This window comes from Burkholderia sp. AU39826 (assembly GCF_020419965.1).
GTDB classification, from domain to species: Bacteria; Pseudomonadota; Gammaproteobacteria; order Burkholderiales; family Burkholderiaceae; genus Burkholderia; species Burkholderia semiarida.
Genome location: NZ_JAIZQG010000005.1, coordinates 101,839 through 117,663 on the forward strand (window position 1 = coordinate 101,839; position 15,825 = coordinate 117,663).

Here is a 15,825-nt window from a genome sequence, read left to right on the forward strand (position 1 = left end):
TCTTTTCACCCCCTTCGATGCACGACATCGAACGGCCATCGCCCTCCATTTCCAGCCCACGATCGACCGCGCGCCGATAGCGCGCGTCCGCTATTGCATTCCCCGCGGCGCTGATTAGGAAATGAATTTTTATTGGTTCTGCTTCCCCGACCGCACTCGCATAGTGGCGCTGACGGCTATAGACAGCACGCAAGCTGCGACGGCCGCATTCCCGGTGTTTTTGTTCATACGAATCTGCGAGAACGAGGAAGTGTCATGACGGTTGAACTGCAAGAACGAACCGCTGCGCAGCAGGCGCTCGAAGACGCGCGCGCGGCAGCCGTGGCGGCCGGCACGCCCTACGCGGGCGGCGTCGCGCCGCAAGCCGCGTGGGCGCTGTTCGCGGCGGGCGATGCATTGCTGGTGGACGTGCGCACGGCCGAGGAACGGAAATTCGTCGGTTACGTGCCGGAGTCGCTGCACGTGCCGTGGGCGACCGGCACGAGCCTGACGCGCAACCCGCGCTTCGTGCGCGAGCTGGAAGCAAAGACCGGCAAGGATGCGGTCGTGCTGTTGCTGTGCCGCAGCGGCAACCGCTCGGCGCAGGCGGCCGAGGCTGCCACGAAGGGCGGTTTCACGCAGGTATTCAACGTGCTCGAAGGCTTCGAGGGCGACCTCGACGACCGGCAGCATCGCGGCGGCCGCAACGGCTGGCGCTTTCGCGGCCTGCCGTGGGCGCAGGATTGATTCACGGCCGTTACGGGGAGAAAGCAGCATGGCCGCGTTCGACATCGACGACATCGTTCAATCGCTGCAGACGGTGCGCCGCGCATGGCGCGAAAAGCAGCGGCGCTCGCTTGAACCGGGCGGGCGCGATTTGCCGGCGCGCGAGGCACTCGCGCAGATCGTCGGCGCGCTGAAGGGCGTGCTGTTCCCGATGCGGCTCGGGCCGCCCGACCTGCGGCAGGAAAGCGAGAACCTTCACGTGGCCCACGCGCTCGACGCGGCCCTGAATGCGTTGCTCACTCAAGTGACGCTCGAATTGCGCTACGCGGCACGTCAGCGTAATGCCGACGGGCCGCTCGACAACCTCGACGAAGTCGCGTCGAAGGCCGTGCAGGCATTCGCCGCGCGCCTGCCGGAGATTCGCCGGCTGCTCGACAGCGACGTGCTGGCCGCCTTCCACGGCGATCCGGCGGCCGGCAGCGTCGACGAGGTGCTGCTGTGCTACCCGGGCATCCTCGCGATGATCCACCACCGGCTCGCGCACGAGCTGTACGGGCTCGGCCTGCCGCTGCTCGCGCGGATCATCGCCGAGCAGGCGCATGCGGAAACGGGCATCGACATTCATCCGGGCGCGCGCATCGGCGCGGGCTTCTTCATCGATCACGGCACGGGCGTCGTGATCGGCGAGACGGCGATCATCGGCGAGCGCGTGCGCGTGTACCAGGCCGTCACGCTCGGCGCGAAGCGCTTCCCGCGCGATGCGGCCGGCCATCTGGAGAAAGGGCTGGCCCGCCATCCGATCGTCGAGGACGACGTGGTGATCTATGCAGGCGCAACGATTCTCGGCCGCGTGACGATCGGACGCGGCGCGGTGATCGGCGGCAACGTGTGGCTCACGCAGGACGTGCCGCCCGGCGAAAACGTCACGCAGGCCGTGCTGCGCAGCGAAGCGAATGCCGCGCCGCGCACGGCGGCGCGCGTCGCCTAGGAGGCGCGATGAGCGACCTCATCCATCACTTCGGCGCCAACGTGCGCAAGCTGCGCGAAGCGCGCACGTGGTCGCAGGAGCAACTGGCCGAGCATGCGGGGCTGAACCGCTCGTACGTCGGCGAGATCGAGCGCGGCGAGGCGATCGCGTCGATCGTCACGGCCGACAAGATCGCGCGCGCGTTCGACGTGTCGATCTCGACGCTGCTGCCGGGCGCGTACGTCACCTGAGCTCGCGCCGCATCGTTTCCCCTTCGGTTGCACGCCCCTGACGGCTATAGCATGTTGAGCCGGCACGGGTGTGCTTCCGATAATCACCGAGCGTCATAAGCAATCCCGTTTTTCATCTTAAGAACCCGGAGCCACACATGTCGACCGTTGCAAGCGGCACGGCCGCGCTGAGCGATCACGCCGCCCGCCAACTAGCGAACGCTACCAAGACCGTCCCCCAGCTTTCCACGATCACGCCGCGCTGGCTGACCCATCTGCTGCAATGGGTGCCGGTCGAGGCCGGCATCTATCGGCTGAACCAGGTGAAGAACCCGGAAGCCGTGCGCGCCGCGTGCACGCAGCTCGAGGACGAAAGCGTGCTGCCGCAGACCTTCGTGCCGTACGAGGAACAGCCGCGCGAATACTTCCTGAACGCGGTGAGCACGGTGCTCGACGTGCATACGCGGATCTCCGATCTTTACAGCAGTCCTCACGACCAGATCAAGGAACAGCTGCGCCTGACGATCGAGACGATCAAGGAGCTGCAGGAAAGCCAGCTGATCAACAATCCCGATTACGGGCTGCTCGCGAACGTGGCCGACGAACAGCGGATCTTCCCGCTGACGGGCGCGCCGACGCCGGACGATCTCGACGAGCTGCTGACGAAGGTGTGGAAGGAACCGGCGTTCTTCCTGACACACCCGCTCGCGATCGCCGCGTTCGGCCGCGAATGCACGCGGCGCGGCGTGCCGCCGCCGACGGTCAGCCTGTTCGGCTCGCAGTTCCTCACGTGGCGCGGCATTCCGCTGATCCCGTCGGACAAGGTGCCGGTCGCGGATGGCAAGACCAAGATCCTGCTGCTGCGCGTCGGCGACAAGCGTCAGGGCGTCGTCGGCCTGTATCAGCCGGGCGTCGCGGGTGAGCAGGGGCCGGGCCTGTCGGTGCGCTTCATGGGGATCAACAACCAGGCGATCGCGTCGTACCTGATCTCGCTGTATTGCTCGCTCGCGGTCCATTCGCCGGATGCGCTGGCTGTCCTCGATGACGTCGAAATCGCCAAGTTCCATGACTATCCCGACACCTATCGTTAATCCCGGCGTGGCCGCCGGCGACGCGCACGCGTTGCCCCACGCGCCGCTGCCGGCCGGGTTGCCCGATCCGGCGACGCTCGCGCGGCTCGCGTCCGAGTTCTTCGCGACGCCGCCCGGGCAGGCCACCGCGCCCGGGCTGTCGGCGGGCAGCGGCGCGGTCGGCGGCGTGCCGTCGGCATTGCCGGCGGCGGCGCCGATCCTCGCGTCGGTCAGCAACCCGGTGCCGGGCGGCTCGCCGCTTGCAGGCCCGGGCGGAGCGGGCACCGGCGTGCCGGGGCTCGCGCTGCCGCAAGGCAAGGTACCGGGCGCGAACCTCGCGCCGTCCGCGCCGACGCATGTGTTGTCGCTCGGCAACCGCGCCCCCGCGCTCGCGCCGCATGCGGCCGCGCAGAACGGGCTGCCCGACAACGCCGTGTCGATCGCGCCCGCGCTCGAACCGCGGGTTGGCGGCGCGGCGCTCGGCGTGCCGCAGGTGAACGCGGCCGCACCGGAAGGCGCGACGAAGGCGTCGCCGTACTACTTCACCGACGGTTCGCTGCAGGGCTGGCAGGCGACGCCGCAGGACATCGTCGTGCCGTCGAACGGCCTCGCGTCGCCGGAAGCGTTCGGGTTGCCGGGCGACGACGCGCTGCGCGAACTGCTCGCCGTGCGTCGCGACGTGCCGGTGTCGCGTGGGTCGGGGGCCGACGTGCCGCGCTACTTCATCGACGACGCGCAGGCGGCCGAGCCGCAGGGCCAGCCGTATCGCGGCGCACACCCGCCGTTCGACGTGAACGCGATCCGCCGCGATTTCCCGATCCTTCAGGAGCGCGTGAACGGCAAGCAGCTCGTCTGGTTCGACAACGCGGCGACGACGCACAAGCCGCAGGCCGTGATCGACCGCCTCGCGTACTTCTACGCACATGAGAACTCGAACATCCACCGCGCGGCCCACGCACTGGCCGGCCGCGCGACGGATGCGTACGAGCATGCGCGGGAAACGGTGCAGCGCTTCATCGGCGCATCGTCGCCCGACGAGATCGTGTTCGTGCGCGGCACGACCGAGGCGATCAACCTGATCGCGAAGACGTGGGGCGTGCAGAACGTCGGCGAAGGCGACGAGATCGTCGTGTCGCATCTCGAGCATCACGCGAACATCGTGCCGTGGCAGCAGCTTGCCGCGCAGAAAGGCGCGAAGCTGCGCGTGATTCCGGTCGACGATTCGGGGCAGGTACTGCTCGACGAATACCGGAAGCTGCTCAACGATCGCACGAAGATCGTGTCCGTCACGCAGGTGTCGAACGCGCTCGGCACGGTCGTGCCGGTGAAGGAGATCGTCGAGCTCGCGCATCGCGCGGGCGCGAAGGCGCTGGTCGACGGCGCGCAGTCGATCTCGCACATGCGGGTGGACGTGCAGGCGCTCGATGCGGATTTCTTCGTGTTCTCCGGGCACAAGATCTACGGGCCGACCGGGATCGGCGTCGTGTACGGCAAGCGCGCGATCCTCGACGACATGCCGCCGTGGCAGGGCGGCGGCAACATGATCGCGGACGTGACGTTCGAGCGCACGGTGTTCCAGCCGCCGCCGAACCGCTTCGAAGCCGGTACCGGCAACATCGCGGATGCGGTGGGGCTGGGTGCCGCGCTCGATTACGTGAACCGCGTCGGCATCGAGAACATCGCGCGCTACGAGCACGATCTGCTCGCGTATGCGACGAGCGTGCTCGCGCCGGTGCCGGGCGTGCGGCTCGTCGGCACCGCGCGCGACAAGGCGAGCGTGCTGTCGTTCGTGCTGAAGGGCTATGAAACCGAGGAAGTCGGGCAGGCGCTGAACGAAGAGGGCATCGCGGTGCGCTCGGGGCATCACTGCGCGCAACCGATCCTGCGGCGTTTCGGGCTCGAGGCCACGGTGCGGCCGTCGCTCGCGTTCTACAACACGTGCGACGAAGTCGATGCGCTCGTGAGTGTCGTCAGGAGACTGGCGGCGCGACGTTGACGTCGTCGTTCTCGTTGCGCTGACGGTGTCCGCTTGCGGCGGCCTTTGCGGGCCGCCGCAAGCGTTTTCATGCTACCCGCTCAGAAGCGCACGACCGGCTTCTTCTCGACGTTGAATCCGTCGCGCAGCATGCCGGTGATCGAACGCACGCGTTGCGATGCGCGACGACCGCATCGACCTCGTGTTCAGGCGTGCGCGGGAATGCCCGCCGGGGCGGCATGGCAGGTGAACGGCGAGCATTCGAAACGGACAAATACGCAGCGAATCAACGTCCGGCCAGCATCCGGCCGCCGACCCCTATCAGCAACAGCCCGGCCGCCGTATCGAGCACGGCCTTGCGCCGGACCAGCAGCCGGCGCACCGACGGGTGCGACGCGAGCAGCGCCATCGTGCAATACCATGCGGCCGAGATCGCGACCGACAGCACGACGACCGACAGATCGAGCCACGCCGGCGCGTGGGCCGGCACCATCAGCGCGAAGATGCTGCCGTAGAACGCGACGGATTTCGGGTTCGTCATGCTGACGACGTAGCCCTTTCTCGCCGCGTGCCAGTCGGACATCGCGGCCGGCGCGGAAACGGGCAGCGGCTTGCGCGCGGTCGCGATCATCTTCAGGCCGAGCCAGATCAGGTACGCGGCGCCCGCCAGCCGCAGTGCGGTGTGAACCCATGCGACGTGCGTGACGAGCAGGCTCAACCCGCCGATCGCGATCGCGGCCCAGGTGCCGGACGCCGCGGCCAAGCCGAGCCCGGTCATCACGCCGGCGCGACGCGACGCGACCGCGGTGGAGGTGACGATCACGAAGTTCGGGCCCGGGCTGGCGACGCTCAGCAGCAGGACGCCGGCGAGCGGCAGCAGGGTGTTGGCGATGGGCGACATGGGGCGGAAGCGGCGTGGCGGAACGGATCTTGATCTTACCCGAGCGCGGCAGGCGGCTTCGTCGAACCCGGCATTCCGTGGCGCCAAAGCAAACAACGCGTGACGACTTCCGTCGCCACGCGTTGTTGCAGGATTCTGCCCAACCGCGCGCACGCCGACAAACCGGCGCGCACGCTGCCGCGTCGTCAGAAATCGAACCCCGGCCCGCCCGCACCCGGGCCGCCCGGCGCGGCGGCCGGCGCCGCGTCCTTCGGCGCTTCGAACACGGTCGCATCCGTCGTCAGCAGCAGCCCGGCCACCGACGCCGCGTTCTGCAGCGCGGTGCGCGTGACCTTGGTCGGATCGAGCACGCCCGATTCGACGAGATCGCCGTACTCGCCCGTCTGCGCGTTGTACCCGAAGTTGCCCGTGCCTTCGGCGACCTTCGCGACGACGACGCTCGCTTCCTCGCCCGCATTCGTGACGATCTGGCGCAGCGGTTCCTCGAGCGCGCGCAGCACGATCTTGATGCCCGCGTCCTGATCGGCGTTCGCGCCCTTCAGTTCGCGGATCGCCTGCCGCACGCGGATCAGCGCGACGCCGCCGCCCGGCACGATGCCTTCCTCGACGGCCGCGCGCGTGGCGTGCAGCGCGTCGTCGACGCGGTCCTTCTTCTCCTTCACCTCGATTTCGGTCGCACCGCCGACCTTGATCACCGCCACGCCGCCCGCGAGCTTCGCGACGCGTTCCTGCAGCTTCTCGCGGTCGTAGTCGGAGGTCGCCTCGTCGATCTGCACGCGGATCTGCTTCACGCGCGCCTCGATGTTCTTCGCATCGCCCGCGCCGTCGATCACCGTGGTGTTTTCCTTGCCGACCTCGATGCGCTTCGCCTGGCCCAGTTCTGCCAGCGTTGCCTTCTCGAGCGTCAGGCCGGTTTCTTCCGCGATGACTTGACCGCCGGTGAGGATCGCGATGTCCTCGAGCAGCGCCTTGCGGCGATCGCCGAAGCCCGGCGCCTTGACCGCGACCGTCTTCAGGATCCCGCGGATGTTGTTCACGACGAGCGTCGCGAGCGCTTCGCCTTCGACGTCTTCGGCGATGATCAGCAGCGGCCGGCCCGACTTGGCGACCTGTTCGAGCACCGGCAGCAGGTCGCGGATGTTCGAGATCTTCTTGTCGTGCAGCAGGATGTACGGGTTTTCGATCTCGGCGATCTGCTTGTCCGGATTGTTGATGAAGTACGGCGACAGGTAGCCGCGGTCGAACTGCAGCCCTTCGACGACGTCGAGCTCGTCGGCGAGCGACTTGCCGTCCTCGACGGTGATCACGCCTTCCTTGCCGACGCGGTCGATGGCCTCGGCGATGCGCTGACCGATCGATTCCTCGCCGTTCGCGGAGATCGTCGCGACCTGGGCGATTTCCTTGCTGGTGGTGGTCGGCTTGCTGATCTTCTTCAGTTCGTCGACGGCCGACGCGACGGCCTTGTCGATGCCACGCTTCAGGTCGAGCGGATTGAGCCCGGCCGCCACGTATTTCTGGCCTTCGCGGACGATCGCCTGCGCGAGCACTGTGGCCGTCGTCGTGCCGTCGCCGGCCGCGTCGCTGGTGCGCGACGCGACTTCCTTCACGAGCTGGGCTCCGATGTTCTGCAGCTTGTCCGCGAGTTCGATTTCCTTCGCGACCGATACGCCGTCCTTCGTGACGACGGGCGCGCCGAAGCTGCGTTCGAGCACGACGTTGCGGCCCTTCGGCCCGAGCGTGACCTTCACCGCGTTCGCGAGGATGTTGACGCCTTCGGTCAGTTTCGACCGGGCGATGTCGCTGAAAATGATTTCCTTGGCTGCCATGATTGCGCTCCGTTATTGATTGACGACCGCGACGATGTCTTCCTCGCGCAGCACGAGAAACTCGTTGCCGTCCACCTTGACGGCTTGCCCCGCGTACTTGCCGAACAGCACGCGCTCACCGACCTGAAGGTCGGGCACGATGCGCTGGCCGTCCGTGTCCTTGCGGCCGGGGCCGACGGCGATGACTTCGCCCTGGTCGGGCTTTTCGGCGGCGCTGTCGGGGATCACGATGCCCGACGCGGTGGTGGTTTCCTGATCGAGTCGCTTCACGATCACGCGATCGTGCAAGGGGCGTAGGCTCATTGGTTCGTCCTGTGCGGTTCTGTCGAAATTGGCTGGCACTCTTTGGCAGAGAGTGCTGACGAGTATAAAAACGCGTGACGGCGCGATCCAATAACGGATTTCGAAAAGCATTTGCGCGAATGCGCTATGGACGAACGGCAGCCGGTGCGGGCCGTCAGATCAGCAGCGACACCGTCTTGAACAGCGCGAGATCCTCCTTGCGCGCGGATCGCGCGTGCCGGCGGATGACATGCAGCAGGCAATCGATGAAGCAGCGCGCGGCGTCGCTGAGCGTGCTGCTGCGGCGCGTGACGATGCCGAGCTCGCGCGGTTCGAACGTTTCCTTCAACGACAACGCGCGCATCCGGTCGCCGGACGGCGGCACGGCCGCGAGTATCGTCGGGCACCACGTGCACATGTCGGCCTGTTCGAGCATCGTCTGCAACATCGCGACCGACTGCGCGCGGACGATGCGCCGCTCGTCGATCCGGGCGCCGTGGCGCGTGAACAGATAGTCGACGAGCGCGGCCTGCCCGTCGGCCGCGAAGTTCAGCACCCAGTCGTTGTCGAGCAGGTCGTGGATCGACCGCGCGCGTTCGAGCGGATGGCCGGCGCGCACCATGACCGACGTCTCGTAGCGCAACATCGGCTCGCATGCGAATTCCTGCGTGCCGCCCGGCTGCACGTGCCCGAGCGCAAAATCCATGCTGCCGTCGCGCAGCAGCGGTTGCGCGACGGCCATCAGCGCGTCGTAGAGTTCGAGCCGCACGTCGGGCATGTGCTCGCGAAATCGCAGCACCGCTTCCGCGAGGAACGTCATCGTGAGCCACGGCGTGACACCGATGCTCAGCCGGCCCTCGACGCGGCCGCGCATGCGTTCGAGATCGCTCTGCGCGTGTTCGAGCTGTTTCAGCACGAGCCTCGCGTGCGTGAGCAGCGTCTTGCCGTAGTCGGTGAAGCCGATCCCCTCGGGCGCGCGCACGAGCAGCGGCAGGCGCTCGCTCGCCTCCAGCTCGCGCAGCGCACGCGTGACGGCCGCCTGCGACAGCCCGAGCGAGCGTGCCGCGCCGCGGATGCTTCCGGCGTCCGCGCTGGCGACGAGCGCCTGCAACTGATGCAGCTTGATCGTGCTCATGGTGCGATACCCGACAACGAAAGGTTGTCATCATAACGAAACCGAGGCTGTTCGACGGGATTTTCGCTACCTACGATTTGGGCACGATCGGTCATTCGGGCGATCGGCAACCGGAATGCATCGAGGAGAATCGGGTTGGACCATTCATCCATTCAGCCGGAAATGGCGGCGATCGAGGCGGAGATGATCGCGCTGCGGCGCCGGCTGCACGCGCATCCGGAGCTGGGTTTCGACGAGCATGCGACGAGCGATCTCGTGGCCGAGCATCTGACAACGTGGGGTTATCGGGTGACGCGCGGGCTCGGCGGCACCGGCGTGGTCGGCACGCTCACGCGCGGCGCCGGCAAGCGGCTCGGGCTGCGCGCCGACATGGACGCGCTGCCGATTCGCGAGGCCACCGGGCTGCCGCATGCGAGCCGGCACGACGGCGTGATGCACGCGTGCGGTCACGACGGTCATACGACGATGTTGCTCGCGGCCGCGCGCTGTCTGGCGGAACGTGCACGCTTCACGGGTACGCTGAACCTGATCTTCCAGCCGGCGGAGGAAGGGCTCGGCGGCGCGAAGCGGATGATCGACGACGGGTTGTTCGCGCGCTTTCCCTGCGACGCGGTGTTCGCGATGCACAACGTGCCGGGCCTGCCGGCCGGCGTGCTCGGCTTCTGCGACGGCCCGGCGATGGCGTCGGCCGACGAGGTGCGCGTGCGTGTGACCGGGCGCGGCGGGCATGGCGCGGCGCCGCACCTGACGGTCGATCCCGTGGTCGTATGCGCGTCGATCGTGATGGCGCTGCAAAGCGTCGTGTCGCGCAACGTCAATCCGCAGGATCTGGCCATCGTCACGGCCGGGTCGATTCATGCGGGCACGGCATCGAACGTGATTCCCGCGCATGCGGAGCTCGCGCTCAGCGTGCGAGCGCTTTCGCCCGACGTGCGCGCGCTGCTCGAAACGCGCATTCGCGAGATCGTGCACGGGCAGGCCGCGAGTTACGGCGCGACGGCCGAGATCGATTACCGCCACGACTATCCGGTGCTGGTCAATCACGCGGCGGAGACCGCGTTCGCGCGCGACGTCGCCCGCGAATGGGGCGGTGATGCGGCGCTGATTCCGCACCTGAAGCCGATCGCGGCCAGCGAGGATTTCGCGTTCATGCTCGAAGCGTGCCCCGGCAGCTACCTGTCGATCGGCAACGGCGACGGTGTCGGCGGTTGCGGGCTGCATCACCCGGGTTACGACTTCAACGACGCATGCGTCGCCATCGGCGCGAGCTACTGGATTGCGCTGGCGGAGCGCTACCTCGCCTGAGGCGCCCGCACGCTTTCGATCGACGATTCACACACGCAAGGAGACTGGCAATGAAGACATGGATGGCGGCGCTCGCGGTGGCGCTGGCGGCAGGAACGGCGCAGGCGGGCGACTGGGCGGGCAAGGAGATTCGTCTCGCGGTCGATCCGACTTATCCGCCGCTCGAATACAAGCTGCCCGACGGCACGCTGACGGGCTTCGGGATCGACATCACGAACGCGTTGTGCGCGGAGTTGCGTGCGCGCTGCGTGTGGATCGAGTCGAGCTTCGACGGGATGATCCCCGGGCTGCTCGCCCGCAAGTTCGACGTGATCGCATCGTCGATGACGATCACGCCGAAGCGGATGCAGCAGATCGCGTTCACGAACCGGATCTCGAACGCGCCCGCGCGGCTGATCGCGCGCAAGGGTTCGCCGCTGCTGCCGACGGCCGCTGCGCTGAAGGGCAAGCGGGTAGGTGTCGAGCAGGGTTCCGCGCAGGCCGATTACGCGATTGCGAACTGGCAGCCGGCCGGCGTGCAGATCGTGTCGTATCAGAACCAGGACCAGGTCTACGCCGATCTCGTGACGGGCCGGCTCGACGCGGCATTCCAGGCGTCGATCGCGGCCAGCGACGGTTTCCTGAAGAAGCCGCAGGGCAAGGATTTCGCGTTCGTCGGCCAGGCGATCGACGACGTGAAGTACTTCGGGCAGGGCGACGGACTCGGGCTGCGCAAGCAGGACAACGATCTGCGCGAGGCATTCAACCGCGCGCTCGCGACGATTCTCGCGAACGGCACGTACCAACGGATCAACCGGAAGTACTTCGACTTCGACATCTACGGCGCGAAGTAACGCGCGGGGACCGGCACGAGGGGACGGTGCGCGGCTCGCCGCGCACCGGAAACGGAAGCAGCATCGCACCTGTGCGAGCGGCGGACCATGAACCGCCGGCTCGCCACGGTAAATCATATCGATAAGGATTACATATAATGAAATGGAGATTCGTTTTCGTCGCGATTCCGGCGCTGTGCGCGGCGCCTGCGTTCGCGCAAGCCAGCGTCACGCTTTACGGCCTCGTCGACGCGGGTATCGACTATACGAACAACGTCGGCGGGCACGGCGCGTGGCAGATGGCAAGCGGCTTCGCACAGGGTAGCCGCTGGGGGCTGAAGGGCACCGAGGACCTCGGCGGCGGCTACAGCGCGCTGTTCCAGATCGAGAACGGTTTCAACGTCAACAGCGGCACCCTCGCGCAGGGCGGCCGCATGTTCGGGCGGCAGGCGTACGTCGGGCTCGGCAGCGCACGGTTCGGCACGCTGACGCTCGGCCGGCAGTACGACGCGCTCGTCGACTATCTGGCGCCGACCACCGCGAACGGCAGTTGGGGCGTCTATCCATTCTCGCATCCGTTCGACAACGACAATACCGGCAACACGTTTCGCGTGAACAACACGGTCAAGTACGCGAGCCCGGATTTTTCCGGATTTTCGTTCGGCGGCACGTACAGCTTCAGCAACGACACGGGCTTCGCGAACAACCGGCAATGGAGCGTCGGCGCGCAGTACGAGCACGGCGGCCTGCTCGTCGGCGCGGCGTTTCTCAACGCGGACAACCCGGGGGCGACGTCGGGCGGTGCGATCGCCGGTTCGGGGTCGGTCGGCGCCGATGCCAATTTCGCGTCGGCGCGGTTGCGGATCTTCGGCGCGGGCATCAACTACACGGCGGGGCCCGCCACGGTCGGCTTCGCTTACACGAACAGCAACGTCACGCGGCCGGGCGCGAACGTCGGCTACCTGTTCGGCGACGAAACGATCGAGCCGGTGACGGGCCCGCTCGCGGGCGGCACGGTCACGTCGATCAAGTACCAGAACTTCGAAGTGAACGGCAAGTATCAGTTCACGCCGGCGCTGTTCGTCGGTGCGCAGTACGTGTACACGACGGTGCGCTATGACGCGACGACGGGATCCGCGAAACCGAAGATCCATTCGATCGGGCTGATGGCCGACTACAACCTGTCGAAGCGCACGGACGTGTACCTGATGGGCGCATACCAGCGCGTGGCGGGCGACGCGACCGGCTCGTCGCTCGACCAGGCTTATATTCCCGGTGCGGCGGATCTGTCGTCGACGTCGAAGCAGTTGATGGTGCATGCCGGGATTCGTCACAAGTTCTGACGAGGTGATCCGGGAAGCGGCGAGCGCGGCACGAGGCCGTCCGTCGCTCGCCGCCCGTGCATCTCGCGTCGCTCATTGAGCGACGCGAATCACGACCTTGCCGAAGTGCTGCCCCGACTCCAGGTACGCATACGCCTGCGGCGCTTCGTCGAAGCCGAACACGCGATCGACCACCGGCTCGATCCGTTTCGCGTCGACGAGCCGCACGACGTCGTCGAGCATCGTGCGGCTGCCGACCATGAAGCCGTGCAGCCGCCGGAAGCCGCCGATCAGCGGCAGCAGCGCGAGTTCCGGGCCGCCGAAGCTGCTGAGTCCGCCGATCACCGACACGAGGCCGCCCAGCTTCGTCGCGGCGACCGAGCGCGGCAGCGTGTCGCGGCCGCCGACTTCGACGACCAGATCCGCGCCGGCGCCGCCGGTGAGCCGCAGCACTTCGTTTTGCCATTCGGGTGTCGCGCGATAGTTGATCGTTGCGTCCGCACCGAGTGCGCGGGCGCGTTCGAGCTTCGCGTCGCTCGACGAGGTCACGATCGTGCGTAGCCCGGCCGCCTGCGCGAGCTGCAGCGCGATGATCGACACGCCGCCGGTGCCGAGCAGCACGACAGTCGCGCCCGGTGCCAGCCCGCCGTCGACGAACAGCGCGTTCCACGCGGTGACGCCCGCACACGACAGCGTCGCCGCTTCGTCGTAGCCGAGATGCGCGGGAATCTCGACCAGCGCGGTTTCGTCGGCGACGAAGCGCTCGGCCAGCACGCCGTCGAATTGCGCGCCGGGCGAGCCCGACACCTTGTGCGGCGTCGGCGGCCCGTCGATCCAGCGTGGGAAATAGGTATTGATCACGCGATCGCCCGGCTTGAAGCGCGTGACGTCGCGGCCGGTCTCGACGACTTCGCCGGCGCCGTCGGCGACCGGGATCAGCGCGTCCTTTCCGATGCCGAGATAGTCGCCGCGCGCGAACATCAGGTCGCGATAATTCAGCGCGGCCGAGTGGATCTTCACGACGACGTCGGTCGGCCCGACCGGATGCTCCGTCGCATCGACGCGACCGAGCCCGGCAATGCCGTCGCCCGGTTTGATTTGCCATGCATGCATGTCGGCTCCTTTTCGAGATAGTCGGGACTATCATAGTGTCGCGCCCGGGGACGCATTGGCGAGAATTCGGCCAACGATTGTCGCCGGTGTGGACACAACCCTGTCATCCCATTTCATCGGAGCGGAACGACATGGACGAACGGCTCAGAGGCGTCGCCGAATTCGTCGACGTGGTGGAATCGGGCAGCTTCGCGGCGGCGGCGCTGCGCCTCGGCATGACGCGCTCGGCGGTCGCGAAGATCGTCGCGCGGCTCGAACAGCGTCTCGGCGCGAGGCTGCTGCAGCGTACGACGCGCCAGCTCGGCCTGACCGACGAAGGGCACGTCTATTACGAGCAGTGCCGGCGGCTGCTCGCCGAACTCGGCGAGACGGAGGCCGCGCTCGACGCGGGCCGCCGCGAGCCGGTCGGGCGCGTGCGCATCAGCGTGCCCGTGCTGTTCGGGCGGCAATGCGTGGCGCCCGTCGTGCGGCGCCTCGTCGAGCGTCATCCGCGGCTCGAAATCGACGTGTCGTTCAGCGATCGCGTGGCCGACCTCGTCAACGACGGTTTCGACCTGGCGGTGCGCATCGGCGAGCTGGCCGATACGAGCGCGCTGGTCGGCCGCAAGCTCGGCGTGCAGCGCATGGGCATCTGCGCATCGCCCGCGTATCTCGCGCGTCACGGCCGGCCAGCGGGGCTCACCGAACTCGCGTCGCACGTCGGCATCGCGTATTCGCGCGGCGGACAGCCGGCGCCGTGGCGGATCATCGGCGCGGACGGCGCGGTGCACGACCATCGCGCGGCCGGCCGCCTGCGGTTAGACGACCTGCAGGCGATCGCAGACGCGGCCGCCGCCGGTGCGGGCCTCGCGTGGCTGCCGTGCTGGCTGATGGCGCCGTACGTGCGCGACGGCCGTCTCGCGCTCGTGATGGACAGCGACAGCGTGTCGGGCGCCGAGGTGTTCGCGGTGCGGCCGGCTGCGCGCCACGTGCCGTCGAAGGTGCGGGTGGTCGTCGATGCGCTGGTCGACGAGATTCCGCGGATGCTGGCGTCGGACGACGCGAATGGGGAGCGCGCATGACGGCGGCCGATTCTCCGATGACGACGCAGTAATCTGGTTGGATGCGCATCGCGCTCGCGCCCGTCTCGCATAGACGGCAGAACCGAGTGGGGAAAAGCTGGCAAGCCGCTTTTTTCGGGCGATTAGCGCTTGCGTCGTCGCGGATCGATGCCGTTTTGTTCGAGCAGCTTGCGCAGCCGCGAGTTTTCGATCCACAGTGAAGCGAACGCGGTCACCGTCATCAGGATCGGAAACCATTCGCCTGTCGCGCTGATGATCGCCCAGCCTACGGCCGTGACGATCAGTGCCGTGACGATGAGAAGCAATCGGTCTGCAAGCCACTTCATTGCGCACCCCGGATCGCAGTGCTCGCCTTCAGGCCGAGATAGCTGTGCGAGCCCGGTGCAAGCACTTCGGGATGGCGCAGAATTTGAGCCATGACCCATGGGTGAATCGCGAGTCCGTAACGTGTGCCCCATCGAGCGACCGCCAAAGAGATATTGATTCCTCGCTTGCCGACTCCGCATGCCAATGACGCATCGGTTGCGACCATCAAGCTGCCAATGACTGCGCCCAGGTAGATGCTGGCAAGAATCGAACTGCCGATGGTGACGCCTTCCAACTTCGTCGTGGCGCCAATCAGTTCACCGACCGTTGCATCCGCACCTAATGTTTTCAAGACATCCATCATCGCGGCAACGCTGACGATGGACGTTTGTAGCGTTGCGAAAAGCGTGGTTGGAGCGGGCATGTGCAACGCGGTCATGTTTGCATGGAAGGCTGCGGAAAAACTCGGACATTTCGACATCTGGACTTTCTCGGGATAAGTCGTGCAATTCTTGCATATCCCTTTCTCCAGATTGACCGGCAACTCTAGCAGGTTGTCGAGCAGATCGATCGAGTTTAGATCGGGTGATTGCGCCGGTGATATCCCGCCCATCGTGCCGGGTAGCGCTGATGCTGGCATGCCGACCGGTCGCGGTAACCTTCGCTATTGTCGCGATCGGTGTAGTTTTGCAGCTCTTGGCGGCCGTCTTGAGACTTTTTCTAACGTTTTCGCGCCAAGGATGGCGACCGTATGGAGCGCGTTGGTGCGCTACGGCGACAAGTCGTGTGTGTCGGCGCTGTTTCCCGATACCGCG

The 15,825-nt window shown here is 67.1% G+C and carries 16 protein-coding genes; 9 read left to right on the plus strand and 7 right to left on the minus strand.

Translation table 11 applies throughout. The features are described from left to right. The first annotated feature begins 255 nt into the window (after positions 1-255). The 5 genes from LGM42_RS13095 to LGM42_RS13115 all read left to right on the plus strand — a co-directional run bounded on the left by LGM42_RS13095 (position 256) and on the right by LGM42_RS13115 (position 4,968). On the plus strand, positions 256-726 hold the full coding sequence (locus tag LGM42_RS13095) for a rhodanese-like domain-containing protein (protein WP_104013039.1): 471 nt from the start codon (positions 256-258) through the stop codon (positions 724-726). Positions 727-754: 28 nt separating this feature from the next. Then, a complete protein-coding gene (gene epsC / locus LGM42_RS13100) occupies positions 755-1,693 on the plus strand; it encodes a serine O-acetyltransferase EpsC (RefSeq protein WP_059579927.1) in 939 nt (312 codons plus the stop codon). Positions 1,694-1,701: 8 nt separating this feature from the next. Continuing rightward, on the plus strand, positions 1,702-1,923 hold the full coding sequence (locus LGM42_RS13105) for a helix-turn-helix domain-containing protein (protein WP_011356215.1): 222 nt from the start codon (positions 1,702-1,704) through the stop codon (positions 1,921-1,923). Between the two features lie 137 nt (positions 1,924-2,060). Beyond that, complete coding sequence (locus LGM42_RS13110) at positions 2,061-2,993, plus strand: family 2A encapsulin nanocompartment shell protein (protein WP_226232387.1); 933 nt, start codon at positions 2,061-2,063, stop codon at positions 2,991-2,993. After that, a complete protein-coding gene (locus tag LGM42_RS13115) occupies positions 2,968-4,968 on the plus strand; it encodes a family 2A encapsulin nanocompartment cargo protein cysteine desulfurase (protein WP_226232388.1) in 2,001 nt (666 codons plus the stop codon). The genes LGM42_RS13110 and LGM42_RS13115 overlap by 26 nt, the downstream gene beginning before the upstream one ends. A gap of 265 nt (positions 4,969-5,233) precedes the next feature. On the opposite strand, the gene LGM42_RS13120 is transcribed toward LGM42_RS13115, so the two are convergent. The 4 genes from LGM42_RS13120 to LGM42_RS13135 all read right to left on the minus strand — a co-directional run bounded on the left by LGM42_RS13120 (position 5,234) and on the right by LGM42_RS13135 (position 9,091). Then, complete coding sequence (locus LGM42_RS13120; RefSeq protein WP_060967952.1) at positions 5,234-5,848, minus strand: LysE family translocator; 615 nt, start codon at positions 5,846-5,848, stop codon at positions 5,234-5,236. Positions 5,849-6,033: 185 nt separating this feature from the next. Next, positions 6,034-7,674 (minus strand): chaperonin GroEL, encoded by a 1,641-nt coding sequence (gene groL / locus LGM42_RS13125; RefSeq protein ID WP_059579935.1) that lies wholly within the window; start codon positions 7,672-7,674, stop codon positions 6,034-6,036. A 12-nt stretch (positions 7,675-7,686) separates the two neighbouring features. After that, complete coding sequence (locus LGM42_RS13130; protein ID WP_011694564.1) at positions 7,687-7,977, minus strand: co-chaperone GroES; 291 nt, start codon at positions 7,975-7,977, stop codon at positions 7,687-7,689. 154 nt (positions 7,978-8,131) lie between these two features. Next, complete coding sequence (locus LGM42_RS13135; protein ID WP_226232389.1) at positions 8,132-9,091, minus strand: LysR substrate-binding domain-containing protein; 960 nt, start codon at positions 9,089-9,091, stop codon at positions 8,132-8,134. A 183-nt stretch (positions 9,092-9,274) separates the two neighbouring features. Between LGM42_RS13135 and LGM42_RS13140 the strand changes: the two genes are divergently transcribed. The 3 genes from LGM42_RS13140 (at position 9,275) to LGM42_RS13150 (ending at position 12,551) form a co-directional block, all read left to right on the plus strand. Continuing rightward, positions 9,275-10,396, plus strand: coding sequence for a M20 aminoacylase family protein (locus LGM42_RS13140; RefSeq protein ID WP_099317857.1), 1,122 nt, complete (start codon positions 9,275-9,277; stop codon positions 10,394-10,396). A gap of 50 nt (positions 10,397-10,446) precedes the next feature. Continuing rightward, positions 10,447-11,229 (plus strand): ABC transporter substrate-binding protein, encoded by a 783-nt coding sequence (locus tag LGM42_RS13145; protein WP_226232390.1) that lies wholly within the window; start codon positions 10,447-10,449, stop codon positions 11,227-11,229. Between the two features lie 137 nt (positions 11,230-11,366). After that, on the plus strand, positions 11,367-12,551 hold the full coding sequence (locus LGM42_RS13150; protein WP_226232391.1) for a porin: 1,185 nt from the start codon (positions 11,367-11,369) through the stop codon (positions 12,549-12,551). Between the two features lie 72 nt (positions 12,552-12,623). Here the strand turns inward: LGM42_RS13150 and LGM42_RS13155 are convergent, their stop codons facing one another. Then, entirely contained in the window at positions 12,624-13,643 is a 1,020-nt protein-coding gene (locus LGM42_RS13155) for a zinc-dependent alcohol dehydrogenase family protein (protein ID WP_060315892.1), read from the minus strand. Positions 13,644-13,774: 131 nt separating this feature from the next. Here LGM42_RS13155 and LGM42_RS13160 point away from each other — a divergent pair, with 131 nt between their 5' ends. Next, positions 13,775-14,704, plus strand: a complete 930-nt coding sequence (locus LGM42_RS13160; protein ID WP_059579950.1) for a LysR family transcriptional regulator — start codon at positions 13,775-13,777, stop codon at positions 14,702-14,704. 122 nt (positions 14,705-14,826) lie between these two features. Here the strand turns inward: LGM42_RS13160 and LGM42_RS13165 are convergent, their stop codons facing one another. Both LGM42_RS13165 and LGM42_RS13170 read right to left on the minus strand, forming a co-directional pair. After that, the gene (locus LGM42_RS13165) at positions 14,827-15,009 is read right to left on the minus strand and encodes a hypothetical protein (protein ID WP_226232392.1); all 183 of its coding nucleotides are present in this window, start codon (positions 15,007-15,009) and stop codon (positions 14,827-14,829) included. Positions 15,010-15,026: 17 nt separating this feature from the next. Continuing rightward, positions 15,027-15,650: a hypothetical protein gene (locus LGM42_RS13170; RefSeq protein ID WP_226232393.1), complete on the minus strand. Its 624-nt coding sequence runs from the start codon at positions 15,648-15,650 to the stop codon at positions 15,027-15,029. Between the last annotated feature and the right edge of the window lie 175 nt (positions 15,651-15,825).

Excerpts from the sequence above, each read along its gene's own strand:
- LGM42_RS13170 (WP_226232393.1), bottom strand. The coding sequence starts at position 15,650 with ATGCCAGCATCAGCGCTACCCGGCACGATGGGCGGGATATCACCGGCG.
- LGM42_RS13105 (WP_011356215.1), top strand. The coding sequence starts at position 1,702 with ATGAGCGACCTCATCCATCACTTCGGCGCCAACGTGCGCAAGCTGCGC.
- LGM42_RS13095 (WP_104013039.1), top strand. The coding sequence starts at position 256 with ATGACGGTTGAACTGCAAGAACGAACCGCTGCGCAGCAGGCGCTCGAA.
- LGM42_RS13130 (WP_011694564.1), bottom strand. The coding sequence starts at position 7,977 with ATGAGCCTACGCCCCTTGCACGATCGCGTGATCGTGAAGCGACTCGAT.
- LGM42_RS13150 (WP_226232391.1), top strand. The coding sequence starts at position 11,367 with ATGAAATGGAGATTCGTTTTCGTCGCGATTCCGGCGCTGTGCGCGGCG.
- LGM42_RS13160 (WP_059579950.1), top strand. The coding sequence starts at position 13,775 with ATGGACGAACGGCTCAGAGGCGTCGCCGAATTCGTCGACGTGGTGGAA.
- LGM42_RS13110 (WP_226232387.1), top strand. The coding sequence starts at position 2,061 with ATGTCGACCGTTGCAAGCGGCACGGCCGCGCTGAGCGATCACGCCGCC.
- LGM42_RS13115 (WP_226232388.1), top strand. The coding sequence starts at position 2,968 with ATGACTATCCCGACACCTATCGTTAATCCCGGCGTGGCCGCCGGCGAC.
- LGM42_RS13135 (WP_226232389.1), bottom strand. The coding sequence starts at position 9,091 with ATGAGCACGATCAAGCTGCATCAGTTGCAGGCGCTCGTCGCCAGCGCG.
- LGM42_RS13140 (WP_099317857.1), top strand. The coding sequence starts at position 9,275 with ATGATCGCGCTGCGGCGCCGGCTGCACGCGCATCCGGAGCTGGGTTTC.
- epsC (WP_059579927.1), top strand. The coding sequence starts at position 755 with ATGGCCGCGTTCGACATCGACGACATCGTTCAATCGCTGCAGACGGTG.
- LGM42_RS13120 (WP_060967952.1), bottom strand. The coding sequence starts at position 5,848 with ATGTCGCCCATCGCCAACACCCTGCTGCCGCTCGCCGGCGTCCTGCTG.
- groL (WP_059579935.1), bottom strand. The coding sequence starts at position 7,674 with ATGGCAGCCAAGGAAATCATTTTCAGCGACATCGCCCGGTCGAAACTG.
- LGM42_RS13145 (WP_226232390.1), top strand. The coding sequence starts at position 10,447 with ATGAAGACATGGATGGCGGCGCTCGCGGTGGCGCTGGCGGCAGGAACG.
- LGM42_RS13155 (WP_060315892.1), bottom strand. The coding sequence starts at position 13,643 with ATGCATGCATGGCAAATCAAACCGGGCGACGGCATTGCCGGGCTCGGT.